The following is a 25310-nucleotide window of genomic DNA, read 5'->3' as shown; positions in this document are numbered from 1 at the left end:
AAAAATATATTTGATTTACAAATTTTAATATAGGGGGCTCGGTTATGAATCGTGCAAAATTCGTAATGGCCATTTATGCATTAGCAGCTGTTTTAGCAATGTGTTCTATCGGATATTCTGTAGCTGCTGAAAGTGTGTTTGGTATTCTAGCAGGCATTTTGGCTACTTGTGTCATTTTTATGACAGCCTTTAAAATGAAACGCAAATTGCGTGAACAAGGATTACTTTAATTATGTTACAAAGAAGGAGCCTGTCTAAAAAAGACGGCTCCTTTATTATTCATAAGGCACAATATATTTATCTAATAATTCTTTGTGTATCGATGGATTGGCAATGATAAAAGTATCCTGATGAAGGAAATCAAAACCTTCCCCGTGTAAATTTGTGGCAACAGCGCCAACCTCATGCGCGATAATAGTACCACCAGCAATGTCCCATGGTGATAAACGCATAGAGACATATGCATCTAACTTACCACTCACAACAAATGCTATTTCCATAGCTGCAGATCCGTATGATCGTGTACCTCGTACTTTACGAACCATATCAATAACCTTTTCATGATGAATATGCCGATTCGGTGCTACCCAATGAGCATTAATCCCAATGACAGCTTCTTCTATTTTTACTGACGTTAATTTTCGTAAAGGAGATTCATTGTACCAGGCACCTTCTCCAGCTATTGCATAAAATAAATCCTCACGCATCACGTCAAATATGTAACCAAGCTTGCCTATTCCATTGATGAAGATACCAATAGAAATCATAAAATGGCGGTGTTGCTTAACAAAATTCATGGTGCCATCTATAGGATCAATTATCCACACAATGCCATCTAAGGACTCTACTTTTTCTCCCATTCCCTCTTCCCCTAAAATCTTGTGAGATGGATCAAAAGCTCTTATTTTATCGATAAAGAATAATTCTGTTTCACGATCGATATTCGTCACAAGATCATTAGCACCTGATTTCGTTTCGATTACCAAATTATACGAAAAAGCTTGTCTAATGCGGCTGCCTGCCTCAAAGATAATACTTTTCGCAAATTGATCCAATTGTTGTATGTCCATAAAAACCCACCCTTCGATTAAAAAAACTCTAACTCTATGCTATTGGACTGATTTTTCATGTTCTCACCATTCAAGTATATGATATCTTTTTCTCTCGATGTTAGCATGGTGTATTCTGCACATTGTAGATACTTAAAACTTTTCATTATGATATAAAGTCTATTTTACCCATTATAACAATAAAAATCACCTGCTGTCGGAATATTCAGCAAGTGATTTTCAAATGGGTATAAAATTTTTATTACGCATAGGCGTGCAAACTTTCAAGTTCCATCTGAATTTCAGTCAGACGTTTTTTACTTTTTTCAATTTCAGCTTCATTTTTTTCATTCATAGCGTCGAAGAGAGAAGCTAATTCATAATCTAATTCCAACTGTAAAATGTGTTCATATTGCTTTTCAATGTCAACTTTACGTATAATTTTTACGATTGGTTTCATAAAAATCACTTCCTTTTTTTAATTTTTCACAAGAACATTTTGCAGACTTTAGAAAGTTCTTGTTATAAGATTTTTTCCCATTTTTCTAAAAAAATAAACCTTATAAATCGAAAGGAGCTACTACCATTGCCAAAAATAAAGTGGACGAATAAAGACTTTAATGTATTTCATATAGACGGTTTAGAACAGAGAATGGATGCATTAAATTCTTCTGTACGACCAAAATTCCAACTGCTAGGAGAGGACTTTTCTGCGTACTTTTCCAGTCATCTTGGGGAAGAATTCTATCCTCATGTTGCAAAACACGCACGAAGAACTGTCAATCCTCCAAATGATAGTTGGGTAGCCTTTGCTCCGTACAAAAGAGGTTATAAATCATTACCTCACTTTCAGATTGGTCTTTGGAGCACACATTTATTCATCATCTTGGCTATTATTTACGAAGCGCCTGAAAAAAATGTAATGGCACAGCGTTTAATGGCCAATAAAGCAATACTAGGGCAACTTCCCGAAGACTTTATTGTGTCTGGAGATCATATGTCTCCAGAGGCCTTTCCTTTACAAACGGCAAAGGAGGACAAGCTAGATGAGTTACTCCTTCGTTTACGGGATGTTAAAAAAGGTGAATTTTTAGTAGGTCGACATATTCCAAAAGAGCAAGCAATCAAACTGACAGCTAGTCAACTCCATCAAATAACGGAAGAAACCTTTAGTCATTTACTCCCAATCTATAACGTCATTGTTGGAAAGTAATGCTCGATGTATAGTGTTTTTATCCATGTAACATAATAATGCAAATGATATACTGCTTATATATTGTGGAAAATTTCCGATTTTATTCCTATTTTTATAAAAATTTTTTCGCGGTTAAAGAATTATAATTGGTATATTTTCTATTATTCAATAATAATGATATTGATGTAATGTATGCAAAACATTCTTTTTTAACACCAAGATAGTGTAAAGCTCTAAAAAAAGTGGACGTGAGAATAACTCACATCCACTTTTTTAATGACGTTGTTTCGGAACAACTTTAATCAAAGTACCATCCGTTCCTTCTTTCGCTAGCTTAACAACAGGATAACTTACATAGCCACTAGCTTCTTCAAATTCACGAAAAATAGATTTTTCTTCTGCCTGTGATGGGACAATTTGTTTAAAACGGCGATACTTTGCAAGCATATTTTCGCGTTTAATGCCCTTCTCATAAGCTTGCTCAATCCCTTCGAAGAATTGAACAACATCAACAATTTCTTCTGTAGACCAATCTGTTGAAAACGGATAGGAATATTCCATTAGACATAACCACCTTTACGTTATTGTCCCCATTTTACTCGGATACTTTCAGCTTCTGCAACCATACGATTCATTAGCTCCTGAACTGTTGGAATGTCATGAATCATTCCTGTTACTTGACCAGCCCAGCCAAATCCTTGATCATTCTTACCATCATAAATAAAACGTTTATTGGCAGCACCACCAATGAAATCTTTTAATGCTTCATATGTCGGTGTCTTCTCCTCAATTTCTAAAATTTTCGCAGTGAAATCATTGCGTAATGCTCGAGCTGGTGCACCAATAGAGCGTTTAATAATAGTTGTATCAGCCTCACTGCTTGCTAGTAACGCCTCTTTATAAGCCTCTGATGCATCTACACACTCTTTAGTCGCAATAAAACGTGTGCCCATTTCAATGCCCTCTGCTCCAAGCGCCTGTGCTGCCATCCAACCCCGACCATCACCTATGCCTCCAGAAGCAATAACTGGTATCTTTACACTATCGACAACTTGCGGAACAAGCACCATTGTGCCGACATCGTCACGTCCAAGATGACCACCTCCCTCTTGTCCAACAACCATCACAGCATCTGCTCCAAGTTGTTCCGCTTTTTGAGCTTGTCTACGTGCGGCTACAAGCACCAATTTTTTAATGTCGGTTCCTGCCAAAATATCAAAAATAGGTGCAGGATTTCCTCCAGTCATTGTTACTACAGGTACTTTTTCTTCCACTGCCACACGTACCATATCCTCGTAGCCAGTGCCATACATGCCAATGGCAAAGTTCACACCAAACGGTTTATCTGTTAATGTTCGTACTTTATGAATTTCTGCGCGCAATAGGTCAGGATCACGTAAACTCATCGCTGTTATTTGTCCAAGTCCGCCAGCATTCGACACTGCCGCTGCCAAATCAGCATAAGCTAAATAGGCTAACCCACCTTGTATTATTGGGTATTTCACATTTAATAGTTCTGTCACACGTGTATTCCAATTCATAGTACCTCCCCTTTCATACGTTATAAACTTCTCGAAAGGATCAAAAAACCCTTTTATTTTTTTAAGTAAAGTCTATTCTTTCATGTCGTAAGGTGCTATAATTCATATGTTTTCTTAGATATTATAAAGTGAGGTGGTACCTGCGTTGTCACAATTAGAGACTCCATTGTTCGACGTATTACTTAAACATCGGAACAGACATCCAATTCAGTTCCATATTCCAGGCCATAAGAAAGGTCAAGGTATGGATCCAGCCTTCCGAGAATTCGTCGGCGACAACGTTTTATCAATCGATTTAATTAATATTGCTCCACTAGACGATTTACATTCACCAAAAGGCGCCATTAAAGAAGCACAAGCACTTGCTGCTGAGGCCTTTGGTGCTGATCATACATTCTTTTCCGTTCAAGGTACTAGTGGCGCCATCATGACGATGATTCTGACCGTCGTCGGTCCAGGTGATAAGATTCTAGTGCCACGGAATGTTCATAAATCAATTATGTCAGCGATTGTTTTCGCTGGTGCAATTCCGATTTTTATTCATCCTGAAGTAGACAGTGAATATGGTATTTCTCACGGAATATCCCCTGAAGCTGTCGAAAAGGCTTTAAATGCTTATCCAGACACAAAAGCAGTTCTAGTTATTAATCCAACTTATTATGGCTTTACAGCTGATTTAAAACGTATTGTCGAAATCGCGCATGGTCGTAATATTCCAGTTGTTGTGGATGAAGCTCATGGCGTACACATTAAATTCCATGATGAACTTCCCTATTCAGCGATGGAGGCAGGAGCTGATATGGCTGCTACAAGCGTACATAAGCTAGGTGGGTCTATGACACAAACATCGATCTTAAATGTACGTGAAGGCCTTGTCTCAGCAAAACGTGTACAAGCAGTCTTTTCTATGCTGACAACAACATCGACATCTTATCCATTGTTAGCATCGCTTGATACGGCGCGACGTCAGCTAGCAATACATGGCGTTGATTTAATTGATGATGCTCTTCGCTTGGCAAAGGATGCACGTAAACGTATTAATCAGATACCACATTTAAAATGTGCTGGAAAGGAAAAGTTACATTCATCTGCCACATATGATATGGATCCTTTAAAGCTTTTAATTAGTGTGAAAGATTTGGGTATTTCTGGTCATCGAGCTGAGGAATGGTTACGTTATAATGCGAATATTGAGGTAGAACTTTCTGATCTTTACAATATTCTATGTTTAGTAACTTTGGGAGATACGAAAAAAGAGATAAACCTTCTTATTAACGCGCTTAATCGTATGTCCAAAGCTTTTGATTCAGAAGCTGCAATCACTGAAGCAGTAGTTAATGTTCCAGAAATTCCAGCACTTGCTATGTCGCCTCGTGATGCATTTTATGCTGATACTGAGGTTGTTCCATTGGCAGAGGCAGATAACTGTATTTGTGCAGAATTTATTATGGTATATCCTCCTGGAATTCCGATCTTTATTCCCGGGGAAATAATTACACAAGAAAATATTCATTATATTCAAATGAATATTGAAGCAGGTTTACCAGTACAAGGACCTGAAGATTCAACATTAAAAACAATTCGTGTTATAAAAGAACGCAAGCCTATTATTTAAAACTGGAAAGCTACCTCTTCAAAATTTTGATGAGGTAGCTTTTTCATTATTTATCAATTTCGATACATCTTGCCATGAAAAATGGAATCCTCTATTGGCTAATTTCGGAAGATTTTAGTTACATATTCGTAACAACTAGTAACGTTTTGGTTAAGCATTAGTACAAAAAATTAGATTAACTATGTTACTTTTTCTACAATATTAAAAAGGGAGGGAATTTGATGAATATATGGGATCAACATTTTAGCACTACCGAATATGTGTATGGTGAACAACCAAATGCCTTTATCAAGGACTATGTAGATTTTATAAAGGGTTATGTAAATGTTGCTGCATATGCAGAAGGTGAAGGAAGAAATGCTGTTTTTTTAGCTTCCAAAGGACATTTAGTAACTGCCTTTGATTATGCTGAAAATGGGTTAGAGAAGACTCAACAGCTAGCAAAAAAACAGGGTGTTACTGTAGTTACACAGCTTGCAGATTTATTACATGATGAATTGCCTGTAGAAAAGTTTGATGCTGCTATAATGGTGTTTGGACATTTCCCAATGAAGCAGCAGCACGCCGTTTTTGAGCGTATAGTAAATTCAGTCAAGCCAGGTGGTCGAATCATGATGGAGCTATATTCGATATATCAGCTTCCATATGCATCAGGTGGCCCAAAGCAGCTAGATAATTTATACGATCCTCTTCATGTCCTAACTTGGTGTCACCCTTATAAAATTATCCATTTTTTCACAGGTGAACAAATAAGAAATGAAGGTACTTTACACACTGGTCTTGCCCATACGGTTCAATTTATTATTGAAAAAGAGTCTTAATATAGTCAGATTTTCACCCTTTACAATTGTTTGTAAAGGGTTTGCTCGTTTTACATAAACAAATATACAAAAAGTGGGCAGAGAAATGCCCCAATTATTGCTGTTAACCCCATTGATAATGAACCAACTGATAATTCTCTTTCTCCATACTCTCTTAATTTAACAAGTCCAACGCCATGTGATGCACTACCTACTGCAACCCCTCTGCTAACCGCAGAATCAATTTTTCCAAATTTAATCACTAATGGTCCAATTATTGCGCCTACAAACCCTGCTAGCATAACAAATACAGCTGTTAACGGGGGAATCCCTCCAATTGTTTCGCTCACCTGCATACCAACCGGTGTCGTTAAAGATTTAGGTAAAGCTGTCAGCATCCAGCTATCACTTACCCTAATCCATTTTAGCATGACAAAAATCGTCACTAAGCCAGTAATCATGCCTATAAAGATACCTGATAAAATAGAGTATTTATACTTCATAATAATGGCACGCTGATTGTAAAGAGGATAGGCGAGTGCTACTACTGCTGGGCCAAGCATTTTTTGAAGCCATTCTCCTCCCTGCATATAGGTCGAATAAGGAATCTGAAATACTATTAAAATAACAGCACTGACGATAGTTGTCGTTACTAGTGGAATCATGATAGGATGCGGAAATCGCTGATAAAGCTTTGTAAATAGCATAAACAATATAATGGTGCCAACCACAACAATTATTTCAATCAACAGTTAATTTCCCCTCTCCTTCTTCTGGAACAGCTTCAGTTTCTTTCTTCGCTAACTCTTTCTTCTCAATCATTTGAGTAAGTAATCCAGTAATATAAATAGAAATTAATGTACTAGCTATAACAGCCAAAATAATTAGCAGTCCTGTTGTTGATAAAAGCTCTGGATAGTCAATTACCCCTACTGTTGCAGGAATGAAAAATAAGGTTAAAACCCCAATTAAAAAACCAGCTCCATCTTGAATATACTCTACTTTAATTATTTTAAATTGAAGTGATAGTGCTAATAAAAGTAGACCAATAACGCTTCCTGGAAGAGGTACATGTAATAAAGTTACAATGCCCACGCCCATGTAGTAATAAATATTGAGTATCCCAATTTGGACAATAATCCTTACAACCTTCATGAACAATGCAGCAAAATTTTCGTTCAACATTTCGCCACTTTTCACCCCCTATAACGATTATTCTACATCTGTAGGAATTTTCTGTCTATTATAATTTTAGAAAAACAATAGAAAAGAAGATAGCCCTTACACAATTTAAGCCATCTTCTCTTTATACAATAATTAAACACTTCTTTATTTGGACACCAATACATATTTCTTTTCTCAAAAATTACGCTGATCAATTTTTCAAAATCCTATAATGCATGTCCAGACCCACCATCAATATTCACTGAAGTGCCTGTCAAATAACTTGCTGCATCTGATACTAAAAAAGTAATGACATTTGCTGCTTCTTCTGTATCCCCTACACGACCAAGTGGAATTGTTTGACCGACTTTGCGAGAATACGCTTCCCAAGCAAGCTCAGGTTCTTCCTTCTTCCACTTTTTTTCGATTTGGTCACTACGAATTAGCCCTATACATACAGAATTCACACGAATATTATCTTTTCCTAAGTCCTTACTCATCGCTTTTGTTAATGCAAGACCAGCTGCTCGACTTACAGTAGTAGGGAGGGAACTAGCAGGTGGCGTTTTAGCCATAACAGCCGTTACATTGACAATCGCTCCGCCTCCAGCCTTACGCATATAAGGAACAGCGAATTTTGAACAATGGACAGCACCAAATACCTTTAAATCTAAATCAGCCTGCCATAGCTCACTACTAACTGATTCAAATGGGTTTGCTGAGGCTGTACCTGCATTATTGATAAGTATATCCACACCTCCAAAATGCTCAACTGTATGCTCAATTAAGTACTTACAATCTTTTTCTTTTGTAATATCTGTCGGTACGATTAAAACATCCTCACCTGTTTCATTTTTAATACAGCCAGCTGCTACTTGGAGCTGTTTTTCACCACGCGCACTCAGCACAACTTTTGCTCCCTCTTTCACAAGTTGCATTGCTGTATAATAGCCAATACCTTTACTTGAGCCTGTAATAATAGCTACTTTTCCCTTCAATCCTAGTTCCATTTTCATCACCCCAGTTTATTGTTCACTTCTATTGCTCTGTAGGCATCGTTATCTAGCGATGAAATTCTATCTCTGCTAGACCTTGGCACAGTTGTCGAATTATACTTTTTGAATATTCATTCGATATAGTAACTTTATCAAAATTAGAAGCAATATACAAAAAACGGCTATAAAGCTAATGCTTTATAACCGTTTCATATCTAATTATTTTTTTGTAACAATATGGATTGGATTGCCAAGTAGTACTTCAGCAGCTTCCATAGTGATCTCACCTAAAGTTGGGTGAGCGTGAATTGTTAATGCGATATCTTCAGCAGTCATACCGCCTTCGATTGCTAAGCCCATTTCAGCGATCATATCAGATGCACCAGCACCTACAATTTGAGCACCAATTAATAAGCCATCTTCTTTACGAGCAACAAGCTTCACGAAACCTTCTGATTGGTTTAATGCAAGAGCACGACCATTTGCTGCGAATGGGAATTTCGCTGCAGTGTATTCGATGCCCTCAGCTTTAGCTTGGTCTTCATTATAACCTACAGTCGCCATTTCTGGATCTGTGAAGCATACAGCAGGTACAGCAAGATAATCAACCACTGATTTTTCACCAGCGATCGCTTCAGCAGCCACTTTACCTTCGTAAGATGCTTTATGTGCAAGTTGTGGACCCGCTACGATATCACCGATTGCATAGATGTTTGAAATATTTGTACGACATTGTTTGTCAACATTGATTAGACCACGTTCACCGAATTCAACTCCGATTTCAGCAAGGCCCATTTCATCTGTATTTGGACGACGACCTACAGTAACTAATACGTAATCAGCTTCAACCTTTTTCTCTTCTCCGCCAACTTCATATGTTACAACTACGCCGTTTTCAGTTTCTTCAACGCCTTTTGCAGATGCGTTAACTTCAATCTCAACGCCTTTCTTTTTAAGGCCTTTTTTCACGATTTGAGTCATTTGTTTTTCGAAGCCAGCCAAAATATCTTTTCCGCCTTCGATAATTGTTACTTGTGAGCCAAGGTTAGCATAAGCTGAGCCTAACTCTGTACCAATATAACCTCCACCGATCACAACTAATTTACCTGGAACTTCCTGTAAAGAAAGTGCACCAGTAGAATTTAGCACGCGCTCAGAAAATTTAAATGTTGGAATTTCAACCGGACGAGAACCTGTTGCGATAATGACATTGTTAAATGTGTAAGTTTGAGCAGATTCACCATTGATGATACGCACTGAATGAGCGTCAACGAAATAAGCTTCACCTTGTACAATTTCAACTTTGTTACCTTTAAGTAAGCCTTCAACACCGCCAGTTAATTTTTTAACAACGCTGTCTTTAAATGCTTGTGCTTTTGAGAAGTCTAATTTCACATCAGAAGCGATGATTCCCATGTCATCTGAATGTTTAGCTTGCTCAAAACGGTGACCTACTGAAATTAATGCTTTTGATGGGATACAACCTACGTTTAAGCACACACCACCAAGTACATTTTTTTCAACGATTGTTACTTTTTGGCCAGTTTGAGCTGCACGGATTGCTGCTACATATCCTCCAGGACCTGAACCAATGACAAGAGTATCTGTTTCGATTGGGAAATCTCCTACTACCATTTTTGTTACGCCTCCATTAATAATAATTCTGGCTCACTTAACAAACGCTTTAAGTGATTTAAAGCATTTTGCGCAGTGGCTCCATCGATCATACGATGATCAAAGCTCAATGATAATGCTAACACAGGTGCGGCTACAATTTCACCATTTTTTATTACAGGTTTTTCTGAAATTCGACCAATACCTAGAATTGCTACTTCAGGATGATTAATAACTGGTGTGAACCATTGTCCTCCTGCAGAGCCGATATTCGTAATGGACATGGAAGCACCTTTCATTTCATGTGGCGCAAGCTTGCCTTCACGGGCTTTCGTCGCTAACTCATTGATTTCATTAGACACTGCAAATACAGATTTACGATCTGCATGCTTAATAACTGGTACTAGTAAGCCTTTTTCAGTATCAGCAGCAATACCGATATTATAGTAATGCTTTTGAATAATTTCTTGTGTTGCATCATCTAATGAGCGGTTAAATTCTGGGAACTCGCGTAAAGTTGAAATAAGAGCTTTAACTACATATGGTAAATATGTTAATTTAACACCTTTTTCAGCAGCGATATCTTTGAATTTTTTACGATGTGCTACAAGAGCTGTAACATCGACTTCATCCATTAGTGTAACATGAGGAGCAGTTTGTTTCGAGTGTACCATTGCTTTGGCAATCGCTTTTCGAATACCTGACATTTTCTCGCGAGTCTCTGGGAATTCCCCTTCGAGAACTACTGGTGCGGCTGAAGTAGTTTTATCTTGCTCAATTGCTGCTTCTGCTGTTTCTACAGTTGATGCTTCAGCTTCAATAGTACCGCCACCTTTTAAGAAGTTTTCAATATCTTCTTTTAAGATTCGACCATTTTTGCCTGTTCCCTTTACTTCATGGATGTTTACATCGTTATCTCGTGCAAATTTACGTACAGAAGGCATCGCAATTACACGTTTAGTATCATCGACAACTGTCTCCCCTTTTTCTGGTGCTGTCTCAGCTTTCACTGGAGCCTTCTCCTCATTAACAGGAGCTTTCTCTACGTTCTGACCAGATTCAGCAGTTGCTTGAACTTGTGCTTCTGTTTTCGCCTCAGCATGATCGTCACCTTTTAACTTTAAGTCTTCATAGCCAGGTGCATCAAATCGGATTAAGACATCGCCCACAACAGCAACTGTCCCTTCTCCTACTAAAACTTCCTCTACTGTTCCTTCAACTGGTGAAGGAATTTCAACTACCGCTTTATCATTTTGTACTTCGCAAAGAATATCGTCTTCTTTTACTGTATCGCCAGCCTTGACGAACCATTTCACAATTTCGCCTTCGTGAATACCCTCACCGATATCTGGTAATCTAAATTCAAATGCCATGTGTACCCATCCTTTCTAGTTCATTAGAATGTTAAAACTTTTTTCGCTGTTTCCATTACATCTTTATAGTTCGGTAACCAAACACCTTCAGCTTGTGGGAATGGGTACACAGTATCTGGTGCAGCCACACGAAGTACAGGAGCTTCTAAGCTTAAAATTGCACGTTCTGTGATTTCTGCTACTACATTTGCAGCGATACCTGCTTGTTTTTGCGCTTCTTGTACAACGATTGCACGACCTGTTTTTTCAACAGATGCAATAATTGTTTCAATATCAATTGGTTGAATCGTACGTAAGTCTATTACTTCTACAGAGTGACCTTCTTTTTCAAGCTCTTCTGCAGCCTTCAAGCTTTCGTGTACCATTAAACCATAAGCAACAATCGTTAAATCCTTACCTTCACGTTTTACATCCGCTTTGCCAAGTGGAATTTCATATGCTTCCTCAGGCACCTCTTCGCGGAATGAACGATATAGTTTTAAATGCTCTAAGAAAATTACTGGATTATCATTTCGAATAGATGAAATCAGTAAGCCTTTCGCATCGTATGGAGTAGATGGTACAACAACCGTTAACCCTGGTTGTGCTGTCATTAAACTCTCTAAACTATCTGAGTGCATTTCTGGTGTATGTACTCCACCACCAAATGGAGAACGAATTGTTACTGGTGCATTATAGACACCACCGCTACGATAGCTCATACGTGCTAACTGGCCACTAATTGAATCCATTACTTCATAAACAAAGCCGAAGAACTGAATTTCAGGAACTGGACGGAATCCTTGAAGAGAAAGGCCAATAGCTAAGCCACCAATACCCGATTCTGCTAATGGTGTATCGAATACGCGGTCTACACCAAATTCTTTTTGTAGGCCTTCAGTTGCGCGGAATACCCCACCGTTGACACCTACATCTTCCCCGAATACAAGAACGTTTTCATCATTCTTTAATTCTGTGCGAAGTGCATCTGTAATTGCTTGAATCATTGTCATTTGTGCCATAGGTTATTTCGACTCCTTCTCTTTGTAGATTTCATACTGTTCTTTTAAATTAGATGGCATTTCGCCTTTATACATGTTTTCCATTAACTCTGTTACTTTTTGTTTTGGAGCAGCATCTGCTTTTTTGATTGCTTCTTTAATTTCCTCTTTTGCTCGTTCGATTACTGCCTCTTCTTTCTTCTCATCCCATAAACCTTTTGCCTCTAGATATTTACGGAAACGAACGAGAGGATCTTTTTGAGCCCATTCATTATCTGTATCAGATGTACGGTAACGAGTTGGGTCATCCCCAGCCATTGTATGAGGACCATAGCGGTAACACATTGTTTCAATTAATGTTGGGCCTTCTCCATTAACCGCACGCTCACGAGCATCACGAGTTGCTACATAAACTGCAAGCGCATCCATTCCATCTACTAAAATACTTGGTAAACCTGCTGCTACACCCTTTTGCGCAATTGTTTTAGCGGCTGTTTGTAATTCACGTGGTGTAGAAATTGCATACTGGTTATTTTGAACGATGAAGATTGCCGGTGATTTAAATGCACCTGCAAAGTTAATGCCTTCATAGAAATCCCCTTGTGATGAACCACCATCACCTGTATATGTTACAGCAACAGCTTTTTTACCACGCTTTTGAATACCAAGCGCAACTCCCGCTGCTTGAATATATTGAGCACCAATAATGATTTGAGGAGGTAATACATTAACGCCCTCAGGGATTTGGTTGCCAACGAAATGACCACGTGAGAATAAAAATGCTTTATCTAATGGTAAGCCGTGCCATACGATTTGTGGAACATCACGATACCCTGGTAAAATCCAGTCTTCTTGCTCTAATGCAAAGTGTGAGGCAAGTTGTGAAGCTTCTTGTCCTGCTGTAGGAGCATAGAAACCTAAACGACCTTGACGGTTCAGTGAGATTGAGCGTTGGTCTAAAATACGTGTATAAACCATACGTGTCATTAGCTCAACTAATTCATCATCTGATAATTTTGGGTCTGCCTCTTCATTTATAATTTCGCCTTCTGTATTCAAAATTTGAAACATTTCAAACTTATCTTCGATTTCAGTTAGCGTTTGTTTTGCATCAAAAATATTATTGTTTTTCTTGCTCATTTGTCACATCTCCCTTTCAACTGTATTAAAATAAATCACTATTTAACTAGTACAACTTGTTCTTAGGACTCAGTATACTGAATAAAATACTGTCGGTCAATCATATATTATGCGTACAAACAAAGATTTTTTCTAAAATAACAATTCAATAAAGCTGTCTTATACTGTACCATCCATCAATACCTTCTGTATTACAACAACCCATATGACATGCATAAACATTAGGTTTTCTTCCATGCATACCAATAGTAGAATGCCCAGTTATAGATAATCTAATAGCTATAGAAAAATTTTTTAAGTATAGTCAAATAAGATCTTTTTTCATGTGATTGTTATTATGTGTGATGTATACTTATATATAAGGCACACAAAGATTGAAAGGAAGATTCACATATGATTTTAATGGATGATATTATACGCGAAGGTCATCCGACTTTACGCACGAAAGCTGAGGAAGTTAAATTTCCGTTAACCGAAGAAGTGAAACAGCTTGCAGCAGATATGCTTCAATATCTCATCAACAGTCAAGATCCTGAAATGGCAGATAAATATGATTTACGTAGCGGCATTGGATTAGCTGCCAATCAAGTCAATAGTCTACATCGAATGTTCGCCTTACATTTGCAAGATGATGATGGTGAGCAACTAAGCTTTGTAGCAATTAACCCTAAAATTGTTAGTCACTCTGTAGAAAATACGTATCTTACTGCTGGCGAAGGCTGTCTTTCTGTAGATCGCAACGTCCCTGGCTATGTTCCTCGTCATGCTCGCATTACAGTAAAATTTAAAACAATTGACGGAGAAGAGAAAAAAATGCGTCTTAAAGGCTTACCTGCTATCGCATTCCAGCATGAATTAGATCATCTGAACGGTATAATGTTTTACGACCGTATTAATGAAAAAAATCCATTTGAGGAAATTCCCGATTCAATTCCTTTTGAGCGTGACTAAAAATCCATCAAGCAAACAAACCTCTGCAGTTATTTCCTTTCTGCCGAGGTTATTTTTTTATAACCCATTCATTAATCATACTTTACTCTTCATTTTATTGTGTCCATCTACCATTTCCCTTTCTAAGCCATAAAAAAACCTTCTAATTGTATATCTACAACTAAAAGGCTCTTTCAAGAGGTTTACACCACTGATTCTAGTTTTAAACCATTATTAATAGTTTCAATTAACGCAGGTAGCTCTTTCATAGTTTCAATTGTATAATGAGCACCTATCTCCTCAAAAATGCGCTTCGCTTTCTGAATTTCAAATTGTTGTTCCTCCGCAGATAATGAGATGAATTCCTCTTCAGAAAGACCCATCTCAGAACTTCCAATAATAACCCCAACAGCCCAGACCCCCGCATTCAATGCTTCCTTTATATCTGACGTTGTATCACCAATCTTCACAACCTGCTTCGTCGATTTTGACCCTAACGCCTCCATATTTTTAAAAATCATATATGGATAAGGACGTCCTTTATCTCCAACTTGGGTTGGGGTTACTAGGAAATCAGGCTGATAACCCTTTATTGCTGCATGCAGTGTGACTACTTCCATCATTGAGTCTGTATAGCCTGTTGTGGAGCCAATTCGAATACCCGCTTCTCTTAATTGCTGTACGGTTTCCTTCACATACTGGATAGGATTTGTAAAGGCCGCTAAAGATTCCATTAGCTTCGACTCAAATTCTTTGTATAGTGCTTGTACATCCTCTTCTGTAAAGGATTGTCCATGAACTCGTTTCCATTCTTCTTGAATTCTTGGCATTTCTAGCATTGTACGAATATGATCGATTTTCAGCATGCCCATTGGTTTACGAGCCTCTTCAAGCGTTACTGTTACACCAGCATCCTCAAAAATGGTTAAAAAGACATTTACAGGGGCAAAGCAACCAAAATCAACTGCTGTTCCAGCCCAATCAAAAATAACTGTTTCAATTTTCATTGTTTTTCACCACCATATAATTTTCAATGACTTCACATAACGTAAGCATATCTTCTTCATGTATATCACCAATATTCCCTATACGGAATGTATCCACATCTGTCAGCTTGCCCGGATAGATAACAAAGCCCGCTTTTTTCATTTCATGATAAAAATGCTTAAAAGAGAACTCTTTATGTGGGAACAAAAATGTTGTAATAATTGGCGATTGTAGTTCTTCCGTAATATATGCTTTAAATCCAAGTGCTGACAAATGAGAGCGCAGTAGTTGATTATTCTCTGCATAACGTTCATAGCGTGCCCTGATTCCGCCTTCTTCCATAAGCTCCTCTAATGCCTTCGCAAATGCAGCTACTACATGAGTAGGTGAGGTGAATCTCCACTTACCGTCTTTTTTCATCACTTCCCATTGATTGTATAAATCTAATGCCACACTACGAGCCTGTCCATTACATTTTTCTAGTGCCTCTGTTTTAGCAATAACAAATCCAAACCCTGGGACGCCCTGAATACATTTATTGGCACTACTAATGCAAAAATCAATATACAAGCCTGATAAATCCATCGGTACACCACCAAAACTGCTCATAGCATCCACGATGAACGTTTTATTGAACGAATGAACAACTTCTCCAATTTTTTTAATTGGATTTAACATACCAGTGGTCGTTTCACAATGAACGACAGCTACATGTGTAATACTCGGGTCTTTTTCAAGTAAGGCTTGTACTTCTAATGAAGAGGGCTGTTCATCATAGGGAACACTATAAACAACATGCTGTAGATTTAACACTTCGGCCATTTCAACAATTCTTTCTCCATAAGCACCATTTGTAAGTATTAGCACTTTATCCTCTTCACCTATAGCGGTTGTTAGAACAGACTCTACAACAAAACTTCCACTCCCTTGCATAAGCACTGCTGTGTACTCAGATTCATCAACTTGGGCTAAATCCAAGAGCTGCTTACGAATGACTTGTGTAACATTTTTATAGTCATCATCCCATGTACAGCGATCTATTAACATTTCACGTTTAACCGTTTCAGTTGTCGTTAATGGTCCTGGTGTCAATAATTTATAGCTACTCATTTTCTATAACTCCTTATTGTTGCGCTTCTTTAAAGAATGCTTGGTGTTTTTCTAACAAATCTACCGTTAAAGTTGTATCCCATTTTTTAAGGTGTGCTGGCACATGCTCAGTCTTTACTTGCTCTCCTTCATAAAGCGCTACAGGATATTGCTCTAATAGACCACCGCGTGCCTCTGTTGCAATTACTTTCGCTATTTCTTTGGCTAGCGCTTCATCTCCCTCTTTATCCACAACGGCCACAGACTCTGTAAGTGTGAAGTTTCCTTCTGTCGGATCAATATAATCGATTGGCAATCCTTCATTTTTAGCATCAATAGCTTGAATTCGTAAGCCAAAGCCAGCTGCTACTTCACCTGTTTTCACCTTTTTAATAGGACCTGAGCCTGAGCTCTCAATATGAGGTCCAGCATTTTTAATTAAATCTGCTAAAACTTTTTTCCCTTCCTGCTCTCCATATTCTTTGATAATAGCCTGTACTAAAAGCCAGCCAGTTGATGAATCCATTATATTTGGAAATGACACTAAATCCTTATAGGCAGGATCTGTCAAATCCTTAATCGTTTTTGGTACAGATAACCCTTTCTGTTGTAAAACATCCGTATTGATAAAGATTGAGCCAACATTCCCTAAAATCGGCAACGCATACGAAACACCACCATCAAGAGGCATTAATTCTGAAGAGATATCCACAAACATCGATTTGGAGGTTTGCGCACTTTCTATAAAATAAGAAGCCATTGTTACGACATCTGCTTCTATATCTTTCCCTTCTGCCATCATTTTTCCACCTAGCTCAGAAGTACCAAAGGATTGTATTAAATACTTTCCTTTATAACCTTTGTCATCTAATGTTGATTCCATTACCTCTATTGCTTCATCATCAGCATTTGAATAAATAATCACTTGGTCTTTGGAATCTGCTTCTGCCCCTCCACATGCAGCTAAAACTACCGCCGCTGCACTAACTGTCCCTAGCATCATACATGTTGATTTCTTCATTTTGACATCTCCTTCACTTTTTCTTTATGTGCTGTTATATAATCACAACCTAATTTCACAATGAGGTTTGTACATAAAATAAATATAGAAAGTACAAAAATATCAGTATATTTAGCGAAATGCTGTAGCTCTTTTATTCTTGTAGATACAAGCATTGTCTTTGTGCTAACAAGGAAAATAACGCCACTGACTGTGACCATCGCATTTAAAAAATAGTAGCTAAACATTTGATAAATAGTTGGTCTAATATTCGGCAATATAATCCGTATAACTGTTTTTAACCATGAATCCCTTAATAGCTCCGCAGTCACTTCCCATGTAGGGTCCATCTTTTGCAATGAATTTTTTGCCATTAAATAAGGTGTTGTAAAGAAATGCACAATGTTACAGGCGATAATGATGAGAAATGTCCCTTTTAAAGAACTTCCATTAAAGAAAAACAGGTATGATAGACCAAGCACCATTCCTGGCACTGTGTTCGTAATCATGGAAGTAAGATCTAGGCTTTTTCTTCCTTTCAATGGTGTCCTTGCATTGAGAAGCGCGGACAGAAAAGTGATAGCTACACCTAAAACGGCTGTTAATACTGCCACGATAAGTGAATTGACATATACCTTGGTTAAATCTTGCTCCGACAGTACATTTTGAACATGCTCTAATGTAAAGCTAAAGTCATATGGATAGCCTTTTGTAAAAGGAACAATAAACATTGTTGAAAAAATAATAAACACCACTACTACACAGACAATTGAATAAGCAGTAAACACCCCGTCACGTAGACGGTGCTTTACAAGTTCACTTTGTCCAGCCTGTTTATATTGAAAATTAAAGCGCTCTAAAATCGTTAACATAACTACTCCAAGTACAGCTGGTACCAGCATTAACACGGAGATAACTGCTCCACGCTCAAAATGCACGATAGAACCTAACATAGCCTGATAGAGTTCGGTGGCAATCACCCTGTAATTTCCGCCAACTGATGCAGGTATCCCAAAATCCGTAAAGCTTAAAATAAACGTTAAAATAAATGCCCCACCAATTGTCCCTAGCATCGGACGGAACACCGTATGATAAAACCGCCGCAATGGACGATCATGCATTAACATGGAGACTAGTAAAAATCGTTTATCTATATATTGCATAGAATTTTGCATTAAAATAAAAGCGACTGGCAATGTATATAATACGTAACCTATAACTAAGCCGTTATACCCATAAACAGTAAAGAGTGGCTGTCCAATTAATTTTGTAAGAATTCCTTGATTTCCAAATGTATAAATCAACACAAAGCCATAGGTGATGGTTGGTAACAGCATAGGCAACGTGATTCCTATATGTACTAGCTTTTTCGTATGGCGATGCATTGTTGTAAAATGAATCGCATAGGCCAATAAAAAAGCTAAAATGGTTGTGAATACCGATGCAGCAAAGGAAACCTTAAAACTATTGAAGAAAGATCTACGGATTTCTATATTTTTCAAGGCATCTAAATAGTTTTGAATGGTAATAATATTTCCAATTTTAATAGACTGCCAAAACATATAAAGTAATGGCACTATTAAAAAGAATAGAAAAAATAATAGAATTGGCAGAAAAATTATTTTCATCATTTTATTCGTTTTAAGCATACGTTTCTCCAAATAATTGATAGATGTTGTGTCGCTTAATATGAAGCTGTCTTAAGATAAAGTCCTTAACAAATTGATTTTTGGGTACTGATACGATTTCCTGTGGTGTACCAAATTGAGCAACTGTTCCTTCATTAATAATTAAAACCTTATCTGATAGAGTTAGTGCCTCCTCTGGATCATGTGTCACAATAATAGTCGTCAAATTAAATTCACGAGCAATCAATTTAATGCGCTCCTTTATAGATTCCTTAATGACGCCATCTAGAGCACTTAATGGCTCATCTAACAGAAGAATTTTCGGCTGCATAACAAGTGTTCTTGCAATGGAGGCACGTTGTTTTTGACCACCTGATAACTCGTGAATTTTTTTGTGTAAATGTGGTGTCAACTCTAGAAAATCAAGATATTCCTGAACCTCCTCCTTGGACATTTGCACGCTTTTATTTTTCAATCCATAGACAATATTGTCGTATGCATTTAAATGAGGGAATAAAGCAAAATCTTGAAACACAATATTAAATCCTCTTTCTTGCATGGTGTTCTTCGATATATCTTGTCCATTGTAGATAAGTTGACCAGCCGTTTGCTCTGTAAGTCCTAAAATAATATTGAGCAAAGTAGTTTTACCGCAACCACTTGGCCCTAACAACGAAATAATTTCGCCTGATTCAATGGTTATATTTATATCTACTAAAACTTTCTTATCTTTATAGCTTTTTGAGATACTTTTTAGTTCTAACAAATTGGTCACCTCTCTCAGTTCTTAGCCATAGTATAGTGACAATTTGTAAAGGAAAATGCGTTTTTGTGTAAATGTTGAGTAAATTTCGACCAACTATTGACAAAGTTATGATTATTTTGAGTAAATATTATGTAGAGGTGATGTGATGTTTATGATAGAAAGGCAACAACATATTTTGCAGTTTATACGGGAACATAAAGTTGTGAAATTAGTAACACTCACAAAAGAGTTTAACGTTTCGATGGAAACAATCCGTCGTGATATCCAACAGCTTGTGCTGGAGAAGAAAATTGAGAAGTTTTATGGAGGTGTAAAATATGTTGAGCCAGTTGAGGGAATTATCGATCAACGACTTCATGAGCAGCTACCAGAAAAAATAGCTATCGCAAAAGCCTGTGCATCCTTCGTACAGGATGGGGATTGTATTTTTATAGATAGTGGAACAACTACATATCAAATGATTCCATTCCTAGTAGAAAAAGAAAAATTAACAGTCATTACAAATTCACTACCTGTAGCCTTTGAGCTGATTGGCTCTAAAGTAGAAGTAATTATTATTGGCGGGAAAATTAGACACTCTGAGAAGTCTGTAACATCTAACGAATTCCTTTTCCGCTTTGATCATCTTAATATTAATAAAGCTTTTATTTGTGCAAGTGGTGTTTCTATTGAAAAAGGTATTTCTGATTTTAATTTAGAGGAGGCCATCACAAGAAAACAAATTATTTCCATTTCCCAAACTATTTTTCTGGCAACTGACTCATCAAAATTTAACAAGGATGTTGCCATTCAAGTCTGCCCACTGCAAGAAATAGATACGATTATTACAGATAGTGCATTATCTAAAAAAACTATCATGCATTTTACAAAAGAAGGTGTACAGATAAAACTCGTTCAAACAGATAAATAAGACAATGCAAAGCAACTAGCTGAGACTACTTGCACCAACTAGTTGCTTTTTAATTCTTCATTAAATAATAGCTAGCTTACGCATTATTTTTGCCAACCCATCTTTATCCACATGATCAGCTATATGTGTAGCAATTGCCTTTACCTTTTCATGTCCATTTCCCATCGCCACACTTGTCCCCACAGCCTGAAGCATTTCTATATCATTAATACCATCCCCAAAAGCTACAGCATCCTCAAATGTAATTCCCATTCTCTCAAGTATTTTTTCAATACCAGCAGCCTTAGAGCCTCCCTTTGGTAAAATATCACACGAATAACGATGCCATCGGACAAATTGTACATTCGGGAATGTCTCACAATATAAAGATTCATCTTTTTCTTCCATAAATATTAGTGTTTGATAAACAGCATTCTGCATATAATAAGTTGAGTCTAATGCTGGATATGGATATTTTAAAGTATTTAAAGACTCCGCTACCATATGATTATTTCCAACTGACGCTATCATGCGTTTTTCATCTAAAAAAACTACTGGCTCATTTCGTGCCTCACCAAAGGCAATAATTTTGGCAAGCTCATCTTTTTCAATACCATTTGTATAGACAACCTCACCTTTGTAAACAACGTATTGTCCATTAAAGGTAACATATGTATCAATAGCCAATTCCTCTAACAAAGTTTCAATCATGAACGGTGCACGACCTGTCGCAATAGCAATTTCATACCCCTGGCGACGTGCTTCAAACAGCGCTTCTTTAGCGGATGCAGGTAATATTTTTTTACTATTATAGAGGGTTCCATCTACGTCAAAAAACAAAATTTTTTTCATTTTATAATTCCTTTCTATACATGCATAATTGATTCAAGGTTCATTACTTTACATAGACACAATTTTTTATTATAATGATCCTAAGGAGTGATGTGCCATGCTGAAGAAACTCAAACGGAAATTATTGAAGCAACTTCGCGGCATACTCGGAAAAAAATCAATTGCCTAACATTTGCCCTTCATTATTTGAAGGGCTTTTCTTTATTTTAGAGTAACTGCATGATAATATAAAGGAAATGCATTTATTTGGCTATGTGCAACCACTGTCTCATTGCTTTTTATCAATAACGCCTTGGTATATTTGTTGCTGTTTCTTTAGCATATTGCTTTCATAGCAAGAAACGAAACATTCAAATTTTGAATTATAGGCACAATTGATCAAAATTCGTGATATCTACCAGAGGCTTTAGCTTTTATCAGCTACAACTACCTTGCTGATTGAAGCAATTTGTGCTCATTTGAAGCACTGAGATACAAGAACTTCAAACGCCTTATTTCTGGTTATAAATAATAGAAATTCGTTGTTTTTTCTTGTAGTACGTGTGTGGTATTAGTCAAAGGTGCAATAAAATTGTACGCAATAAAAGGAGAGCAAACTATGATTTACAAAGTTTATTATCAAGAAAATGCAAATGAAATTCCAGTTCGCGAAAACACTAAAAGTCTATACCTTGAAGCTACTTCAGAACGTGAAGTACGTCAAAAGTTAAAAGACCGAGACTACAATATCGAGTTCATCCAACTGCTTGAAGGTAATTATTTAGCCTATGAACAAGCAAGTCCGAACTTTGTCTTGGAGGAAATTTAACAAACATGAAGTTTGTTAAAAATGACCAAGCAGCTGTTTTCGCACTCGGCGGACTGGGCGAAATCGGCAAAAACACTTACGGCGTTCAATTTCAAGATGAAATCATTTTGATTGATGCTGGCATAAAATTCCCAGAAGACGACTTACTCGGCATTGACTATGTTATTCCAGACTATACGTATTTAGTACGTAACGTCGACAAAATTAAAGGCTTATTTATTACACATGGCCATGAAGACCATATTGGTGGTATTCCCTATTTATTACGCCAAGTAAATATCCCTGTCTATGGCGGTAAGCTTGCACTTGGCCTATTGCGTAATAAATTAGAAGAACATGGCTTGCTACGTACTACAAAGCTAATCGAAATTAAAGAAGAAGATGTGGTTAAATTTAGAAAAACTTCTGTTAGCTTCTTTAGAACAACACATAGTATTCCTGATGCTTATGGTATTGTCGTAAAAACTCCACCTGGAAACATTGTGCATACTGGTGACTTTAAATTTGATTTTACACCTGTAGGAGAACCAGCTAATCTAACAAAAATGGCGGAAATCGGACGTGATGGTGTACTTTGCTTACTTTCAGATAGTACAAATGCTGAAAAACCGAATTTCACAATGTCTGAACGTACAGTTGGAAAAAGTATTGATGAAATATTCCGTAAGGTGGATAGTCGTATTATTTTTGCAACATTTGCATCAAATATACATCGTTTACAACAGGCTACTGATGCCGCGATAAAATACGGTCGAAAAATTGCCGTTTTTGGACGTTCAATGGATAATGCTATTACAATTGGGCGTGAGCTTGGTTATATAAATGCACCAAAGGATACTTTTATTGATGCCCAAAGCATTAATCGCCTCCCTGCTAATGAAGTCATGATATTATGTACCGGCTCTCAGGGTGAGCCAATGGCAGCTCTATCACGTATTGCCAATGGTACACATCGTCAAATTCAAATTCAACCTGGTGACACAGTTATCTTTTCTTCTTCACCAGTACCTGGAAATACAGTAAGTGTCAACAAAATTATTAATTTACTGTTCCGTGCAGGTGCAGAGGTTATTCATGGTGCACTAAATAACATCCATACCTCTGGACACGGTTCTCAGGAAGAACAAAAACTGATGCTCCGCTTGATGAAGCCTAAATTCTTTATGCCTATCCACGGTGAATTCCGTATGTTAAAAATGCATACACATCTAGCAGAAGATTGTGATGTTCCGCTTGAAAATACGTTCGTGATGGAAAATGGTGATGTCCTTGCATTAAGCGCCAATGAAGCTCATGTAGCAGGACGTATCCCTTCTGGCGATGTATACATTGATGGCAATGGTATTGGAGATATCGGCAATATCGTGCTACGTGATCGACGCATTCTTTCAGAGGAAGGCTTGGTCATTGTTGTTGTCAGTGTTGATATGGAAAATCAAAAAATTGTTTCCGGTCCAGATATTATTTCAAGAGGATTTGTTTATATGCGAGAGTCAGGAACGATGATTAACGAAGCTCAAAAAATGCTAAATCGTCATCTAAACGACACAATTCAAAGCAAAACACCTCAATGGACTGAGCTTAAAAATGAAATTACAGACGTCTTAGGGCCCTACCTATTTGAAAAGACAAAACGTCGACCAATGATTTTACCTATTATTATGGAGGTTTAAACCTCTTAAAGAAGCTATGTAAATTTTACGTAGCTTCTTTTTTTTAATTTTTTTGAAACCTCTTCTTTCGTTTTACGTATATAGTAGTAAAGCATGATAAAGGAGCATCTTTATGTTAGTTAAAATCCTTCATTCTTAAATAGTATTCTTCATCTAGTAGCAACTAAAAATACTAAATATTCAAGCAATACCTCGACTTCAATAACAGGGGAAATACCAATAAGAATTAAATTTGCTGGTAGCATAAAGAATACTTTCATAGTCACTAGAGGCACTGCAATCCATTCCGTTAGAAATAAAGGAGCAAAATTAAAAATAGAATTGTTCACAATAAATGTGAACAATTCTCTCCTTACACTTTAAAATATTTGGTTAATACATAGGCAACCCAATTATATGCTGGTTCAACACGTATATTTTCAACCAAACCTTTTAGTATCGGCATACTATAAGTTGGGTTTTCTACTTGATCTTTTAAAAGCACCATCGATTCCCGTTCAATGGATTCTTCCATATTGCTTATATGTTGCTCCATTAGCTGTAATAGGGTTTCCTTTGAAATTTCCTGTTCACAAGGCTTGGATACAAAATGAACAAGGTCTTCTGTTATAAAGGGAATCGTCGTGAAACGTGCAATAATATCCGTCTTTTCAGCTAGAGATTTAGCTAATTGGTCTAAATCAAGGGGCATATTAGAAAAAATAAAGAGTTCTGCATAACTCTCCATAAATCCTTTTATGCAATACATAACATCGTATTTTGTCTCTTGAAGTTTATCCTCATAGAGCTGTTCCAGCATATAGATAATCAATTTAGACATTTCCGCTTCATAAACCGTTTTTTTATGAAAAAGTTCTTTTTTTGACAAAAAGATTTTCTCATTAAAAAAGACACGCGCAGAAGCTGAATGCGCTTTGAAGGCCTGGAAGATACTTTTGTAAAATTCAACCAATAAATTTTCTTTGTTATAAGAGCCTCTGACTACCTGGTCAATATCTATGAGAAATTGTTGTAAGTAATAGTCTACCATTGAAAAAACAAGCTCATCTTTTGTTTTGAAGGACAAATAAAATGCTCCTTTTGAAATACCACAGCGTTCCGTTATTTGCTGTACAGATGTAGCTTCAAAGCCTTGCTCAGAAAACAATTCTAATGCTTTCTCCATTATTAATTGCTTTTTTAACATATTTTTTTCTCTCTCCTAATGCATTTCGTTGACAAA

Annotated in this window: 27 protein-coding genes; 8 read left to right on the top strand and 19 right to left on the bottom strand. The window is 37.1% G+C overall.

Annotated features, from left to right (window positions below):
* The first annotated feature begins 44 nt into the window (after positions 1-44).
* Entirely contained in the window at positions 45-230 is a 186-nt protein-coding gene (locus tag B2R82_RS05755) for a DUF5325 family protein (protein ID WP_286923954.1), read from the top strand.
* A 45-nt stretch (positions 231-275) separates the two neighbouring features.
* Here B2R82_RS05755 and B2R82_RS05750 read toward each other — a convergent pair whose 3' ends face one another.
* Together B2R82_RS05750 and B2R82_RS05745 are read right to left on the bottom strand one after the other, a co-directional pair.
* A complete protein-coding gene (locus tag B2R82_RS05750; protein WP_283871023.1) occupies positions 276-1070 on the bottom strand; it encodes an inositol monophosphatase family protein in 795 nt (264 codons plus the stop codon).
* A 241-nt stretch (positions 1071-1311) separates the two neighbouring features.
* Entirely contained in the window at positions 1312-1509 is a 198-nt protein-coding gene (locus B2R82_RS05745; RefSeq protein WP_283871022.1) for a hypothetical protein, read from the bottom strand.
* Between the two features lie 126 nt (positions 1510-1635).
* On the opposite strand from B2R82_RS05745, the gene B2R82_RS05740 reads away from it, so the two are divergent.
* Positions 1636-2262 (top strand): YktB family protein, encoded by a 627-nt coding sequence (locus tag B2R82_RS05740; protein WP_286923953.1) that lies wholly within the window; start codon positions 1636-1638, stop codon positions 2260-2262.
* Between the two features lie 255 nt (positions 2263-2517).
* Here the strand turns inward: B2R82_RS05740 and B2R82_RS05735 are convergent, their stop codons facing one another.
* Together B2R82_RS05735 and B2R82_RS05730 are read right to left on the bottom strand one after the other, a co-directional pair.
* Positions 2518-2805, bottom strand: a complete 288-nt coding sequence (locus B2R82_RS05735) for a UPF0223 family protein (protein WP_054770792.1) — start codon at positions 2803-2805, stop codon at positions 2518-2520.
* A 20-nt stretch (positions 2806-2825) separates the two neighbouring features.
* Positions 2826-3785, bottom strand: coding sequence for an NAD(P)H-dependent flavin oxidoreductase (locus tag B2R82_RS05730; protein ID WP_286923952.1), 960 nt, complete (start codon positions 3783-3785; stop codon positions 2826-2828).
* 145 nt (positions 3786-3930) lie between these two features.
* On the opposite strand from B2R82_RS05730, the gene B2R82_RS05725 reads away from it, so the two are divergent.
* Positions 3931-5400 carry an aminotransferase class I/II-fold pyridoxal phosphate-dependent enzyme gene (locus tag B2R82_RS05725; RefSeq protein ID WP_054770791.1) on the top strand — a complete coding sequence of 490 codons (1470 nt, stop codon included), beginning with the start codon at positions 3931-3933 and terminating at the stop codon, positions 5398-5400.
* A gap of 218 nt (positions 5401-5618) precedes the next feature.
* Entirely contained in the window at positions 5619-6221 is a 603-nt protein-coding gene (locus B2R82_RS05720; RefSeq protein ID WP_286923951.1) for a class I SAM-dependent methyltransferase, read from the top strand.
* Positions 6222-6271: 50 nt separating this feature from the next.
* On the opposite strand, the gene B2R82_RS05715 is transcribed toward B2R82_RS05720, so the two are convergent.
* The 7 genes from B2R82_RS05715 to pdhA all read right to left on the bottom strand — a co-directional run bounded on the left by B2R82_RS05715 (position 6272) and on the right by pdhA (position 13466).
* Positions 6272-6949 carry an LrgB family protein gene (locus B2R82_RS05715; protein ID WP_286923950.1) on the bottom strand — a complete coding sequence of 226 codons (678 nt, stop codon included), beginning with the start codon at positions 6947-6949 and terminating at the stop codon, positions 6272-6274.
* On the bottom strand, positions 6942-7385 hold the full coding sequence (locus tag B2R82_RS05710; protein ID WP_286923949.1) for a CidA/LrgA family protein: 444 nt from the start codon (positions 7383-7385) through the stop codon (positions 6942-6944). Before B2R82_RS05710 ends, B2R82_RS05715 begins: the two co-directional genes overlap by 8 nt.
* 206 nt (positions 7386-7591) lie before the next feature.
* Complete coding sequence (locus B2R82_RS05705) at positions 7592-8374, bottom strand: SDR family NAD(P)-dependent oxidoreductase (protein WP_286923948.1); 783 nt, start codon at positions 8372-8374, stop codon at positions 7592-7594.
* A gap of 204 nt (positions 8375-8578) precedes the next feature.
* On the bottom strand, positions 8579-9994 hold the full coding sequence (lpdA, locus tag B2R82_RS05700; RefSeq protein ID WP_286923947.1) for a dihydrolipoyl dehydrogenase: 1416 nt from the start codon (positions 9992-9994) through the stop codon (positions 8579-8581).
* A 5-nt stretch (positions 9995-9999) separates the two neighbouring features.
* Entirely contained in the window at positions 10000-11346 is a 1347-nt protein-coding gene (locus B2R82_RS05695; protein ID WP_286923946.1) for a dihydrolipoamide acetyltransferase family protein, read from the bottom strand.
* Positions 11347-11369: 23 nt separating this feature from the next.
* The gene (locus tag B2R82_RS05690) at positions 11370-12347 is read right to left on the bottom strand and encodes an alpha-ketoacid dehydrogenase subunit beta (protein WP_008174017.1); all 978 of its coding nucleotides are present in this window, start codon (positions 12345-12347) and stop codon (positions 11370-11372) included.
* A 3-nt stretch (positions 12348-12350) separates the two neighbouring features.
* Positions 12351-13466, bottom strand: coding sequence for a pyruvate dehydrogenase (acetyl-transferring) E1 component subunit alpha (pdhA, locus tag B2R82_RS05685; protein WP_286923945.1), 1116 nt, complete (start codon positions 13464-13466; stop codon positions 12351-12353).
* Positions 13467-13859: 393 nt separating this feature from the next.
* Here pdhA and def point away from each other — a divergent pair, with 393 nt between their 5' ends.
* The gene (gene def, locus B2R82_RS05680) at positions 13860-14417 is read left to right on the top strand and encodes a peptide deformylase (RefSeq protein ID WP_283871011.1); all 558 of its coding nucleotides are present in this window, start codon (positions 13860-13862) and stop codon (positions 14415-14417) included.
* Positions 14418-14599: 182 nt separating this feature from the next.
* Here def and phnX read toward each other — a convergent pair whose 3' ends face one another.
* From phnX to B2R82_RS05655, 5 genes are read right to left on the bottom strand one after another with little or no spacing between them, the layout of a single operon-like run.
* Positions 14600-15403, bottom strand: a complete 804-nt coding sequence (gene phnX, locus B2R82_RS05675) for a phosphonoacetaldehyde hydrolase (protein WP_286923944.1) — start codon at positions 15401-15403, stop codon at positions 14600-14602.
* A complete protein-coding gene (gene phnW, locus B2R82_RS05670; RefSeq protein ID WP_286923943.1) occupies positions 15393-16493 on the bottom strand; it encodes a 2-aminoethylphosphonate--pyruvate transaminase in 1101 nt (366 codons plus the stop codon). Before phnW ends, phnX begins: the two co-directional genes overlap by 11 nt.
* A gap of 13 nt (positions 16494-16506) precedes the next feature.
* Entirely contained in the window at positions 16507-17493 is a 987-nt protein-coding gene (locus tag B2R82_RS05665; RefSeq protein WP_286923942.1) for an extracellular solute-binding protein, read from the bottom strand.
* Positions 17490-19121, bottom strand: coding sequence for an ABC transporter permease subunit (locus tag B2R82_RS05660; protein WP_286923941.1), 1632 nt, complete (start codon positions 19119-19121; stop codon positions 17490-17492). The genes B2R82_RS05665 and B2R82_RS05660 overlap by 4 nt, the downstream gene beginning before the upstream one ends.
* The gene (locus B2R82_RS05655) at positions 19114-19866 is read right to left on the bottom strand and encodes an ABC transporter ATP-binding protein (RefSeq protein ID WP_286923940.1); all 753 of its coding nucleotides are present in this window, start codon (positions 19864-19866) and stop codon (positions 19114-19116) included. The genes B2R82_RS05660 and B2R82_RS05655 overlap by 8 nt, the downstream gene beginning before the upstream one ends.
* A 151-nt stretch (positions 19867-20017) precedes the next feature.
* Here B2R82_RS05655 and B2R82_RS05650 point away from each other — a divergent pair, with 151 nt between their 5' ends.
* The gene (locus tag B2R82_RS05650; RefSeq protein WP_286923939.1) at positions 20018-20776 is read left to right on the top strand and encodes a DeoR/GlpR family DNA-binding transcription regulator; all 759 of its coding nucleotides are present in this window, start codon (positions 20018-20020) and stop codon (positions 20774-20776) included.
* A gap of 60 nt (positions 20777-20836) precedes the next feature.
* Here B2R82_RS05650 and B2R82_RS05645 read toward each other — a convergent pair whose 3' ends face one another.
* The gene (locus B2R82_RS05645) at positions 20837-21607 is read right to left on the bottom strand and encodes a Cof-type HAD-IIB family hydrolase (protein ID WP_286923938.1); all 771 of its coding nucleotides are present in this window, start codon (positions 21605-21607) and stop codon (positions 20837-20839) included.
* A 598-nt stretch (positions 21608-22205) separates the two neighbouring features.
* Here B2R82_RS05645 and B2R82_RS05640 point away from each other — a divergent pair.
* A complete protein-coding gene (locus tag B2R82_RS05640; protein ID WP_054770786.1) occupies positions 22206-22415 on the top strand; it encodes a DNA-dependent RNA polymerase subunit epsilon in 210 nt (69 codons plus the stop codon).
* Positions 22416-22420: 5 nt separating this feature from the next.
* Complete coding sequence (gene rnjA, locus B2R82_RS05635; RefSeq protein WP_286923937.1) at positions 22421-24088, top strand: ribonuclease J1; 1668 nt, start codon at positions 22421-22423, stop codon at positions 24086-24088.
* 149 nt (positions 24089-24237) lie between these two features.
* Here rnjA and B2R82_RS05630 read toward each other — a convergent pair whose 3' ends face one another.
* Both B2R82_RS05630 and B2R82_RS05625 read right to left on the bottom strand, forming a co-directional pair.
* Positions 24238-24417 (bottom strand): hypothetical protein, encoded by a 180-nt coding sequence (locus B2R82_RS05630; protein ID WP_286923936.1) that lies wholly within the window; start codon positions 24415-24417, stop codon positions 24238-24240.
* 23 nt (positions 24418-24440) lie between these two features.
* Positions 24441-25274 carry a TetR/AcrR family transcriptional regulator gene (locus B2R82_RS05625; protein WP_286923935.1) on the bottom strand — a complete coding sequence of 278 codons (834 nt, stop codon included), beginning with the start codon at positions 25272-25274 and terminating at the stop codon, positions 24441-24443.
* Positions 25275-25310: the final 36 nt, after the last annotated feature.

The organism is Lysinibacillus sp. UBA6686 (assembly GCF_002455205.1).
In the GTDB taxonomy this organism is placed as follows: Bacteria; Bacillota; Bacilli; order Bacillales_A; family Planococcaceae; genus Lysinibacillus; species Lysinibacillus pakistanensis.
Note: the sequence above shows the minus strand (reverse complement) of the source record. Positions and strands in the feature narration are given on the sequence as shown.

Coding starts and splice junctions, on each gene's coding strand:
- pdhA (WP_286923945.1), bottom strand. CDS start 13,466: ATGAGCAAGAAAAACAATAATATTTTTGATGCAAAACAAACGCTAACT.
- B2R82_RS05710 (WP_286923949.1), bottom strand. CDS start 7,385: ATGTTGAACGAAAATTTTGCTGCATTGTTCATGAAGGTTGTAAGGATT.
- B2R82_RS05665 (WP_286923942.1), bottom strand. CDS start 17,493: ATGAAGAAATCAACATGTATGATGCTAGGGACAGTTAGTGCAGCGGCG.
- lpdA (WP_286923947.1), bottom strand. CDS start 9,994: ATGGTAGTAGGAGATTTCCCAATCGAAACAGATACTCTTGTCATTGGT.
- B2R82_RS05640 (WP_054770786.1), top strand. CDS start 22,206: ATGATTTACAAAGTTTATTATCAAGAAAATGCAAATGAAATTCCAGTT.
- phnW (WP_286923943.1), bottom strand. CDS start 16,493: ATGAGTAGCTATAAATTATTGACACCAGGACCATTAACGACAACTGAA.
- B2R82_RS05660 (WP_286923941.1), bottom strand. CDS start 19,121: ATGCTTAAAACGAATAAAATGATGAAAATAATTTTTCTGCCAATTCTA.
- B2R82_RS05625 (WP_286923935.1), bottom strand. CDS start 25,274: ATGTTAAAAAAGCAATTAATAATGGAGAAAGCATTAGAATTGTTTTCT.
- B2R82_RS05755 (WP_286923954.1), top strand. CDS start 45: ATGAATCGTGCAAAATTCGTAATGGCCATTTATGCATTAGCAGCTGTT.
- B2R82_RS05735 (WP_054770792.1), bottom strand. CDS start 2,805: ATGGAATATTCCTATCCGTTTTCAACAGATTGGTCTACAGAAGAAATT.
- B2R82_RS05695 (WP_286923946.1), bottom strand. CDS start 11,346: ATGGCATTTGAATTTAGATTACCAGATATCGGTGAGGGTATTCACGAA.
- B2R82_RS05730 (WP_286923952.1), bottom strand. CDS start 3,785: ATGAATTGGAATACACGTGTGACAGAACTATTAAATGTGAAATACCCA.
- rnjA (WP_286923937.1), top strand. CDS start 22,421: ATGAAGTTTGTTAAAAATGACCAAGCAGCTGTTTTCGCACTCGGCGGA.
- B2R82_RS05650 (WP_286923939.1), top strand. CDS start 20,018: ATGATAGAAAGGCAACAACATATTTTGCAGTTTATACGGGAACATAAA.
- def (WP_283871011.1), top strand. CDS start 13,860: ATGATTTTAATGGATGATATTATACGCGAAGGTCATCCGACTTTACGC.
- B2R82_RS05705 (WP_286923948.1), bottom strand. CDS start 8,374: ATGGAACTAGGATTGAAGGGAAAAGTAGCTATTATTACAGGCTCAAGT.
- B2R82_RS05645 (WP_286923938.1), bottom strand. CDS start 21,607: ATGAAAAAAATTTTGTTTTTTGACGTAGATGGAACCCTCTATAATAGT.
- B2R82_RS05750 (WP_283871023.1), bottom strand. CDS start 1,070: ATGGACATACAACAATTGGATCAATTTGCGAAAAGTATTATCTTTGAG.
- B2R82_RS05745 (WP_283871022.1), bottom strand. CDS start 1,509: ATGAAACCAATCGTAAAAATTATACGTAAAGTTGACATTGAAAAGCAA.
- phnX (WP_286923944.1), bottom strand. CDS start 15,403: ATGAAAATTGAAACAGTTATTTTTGATTGGGCTGGAACAGCAGTTGAT.
- B2R82_RS05690 (WP_008174017.1), bottom strand. CDS start 12,347: ATGGCACAAATGACAATGATTCAAGCAATTACAGATGCACTTCGCACA.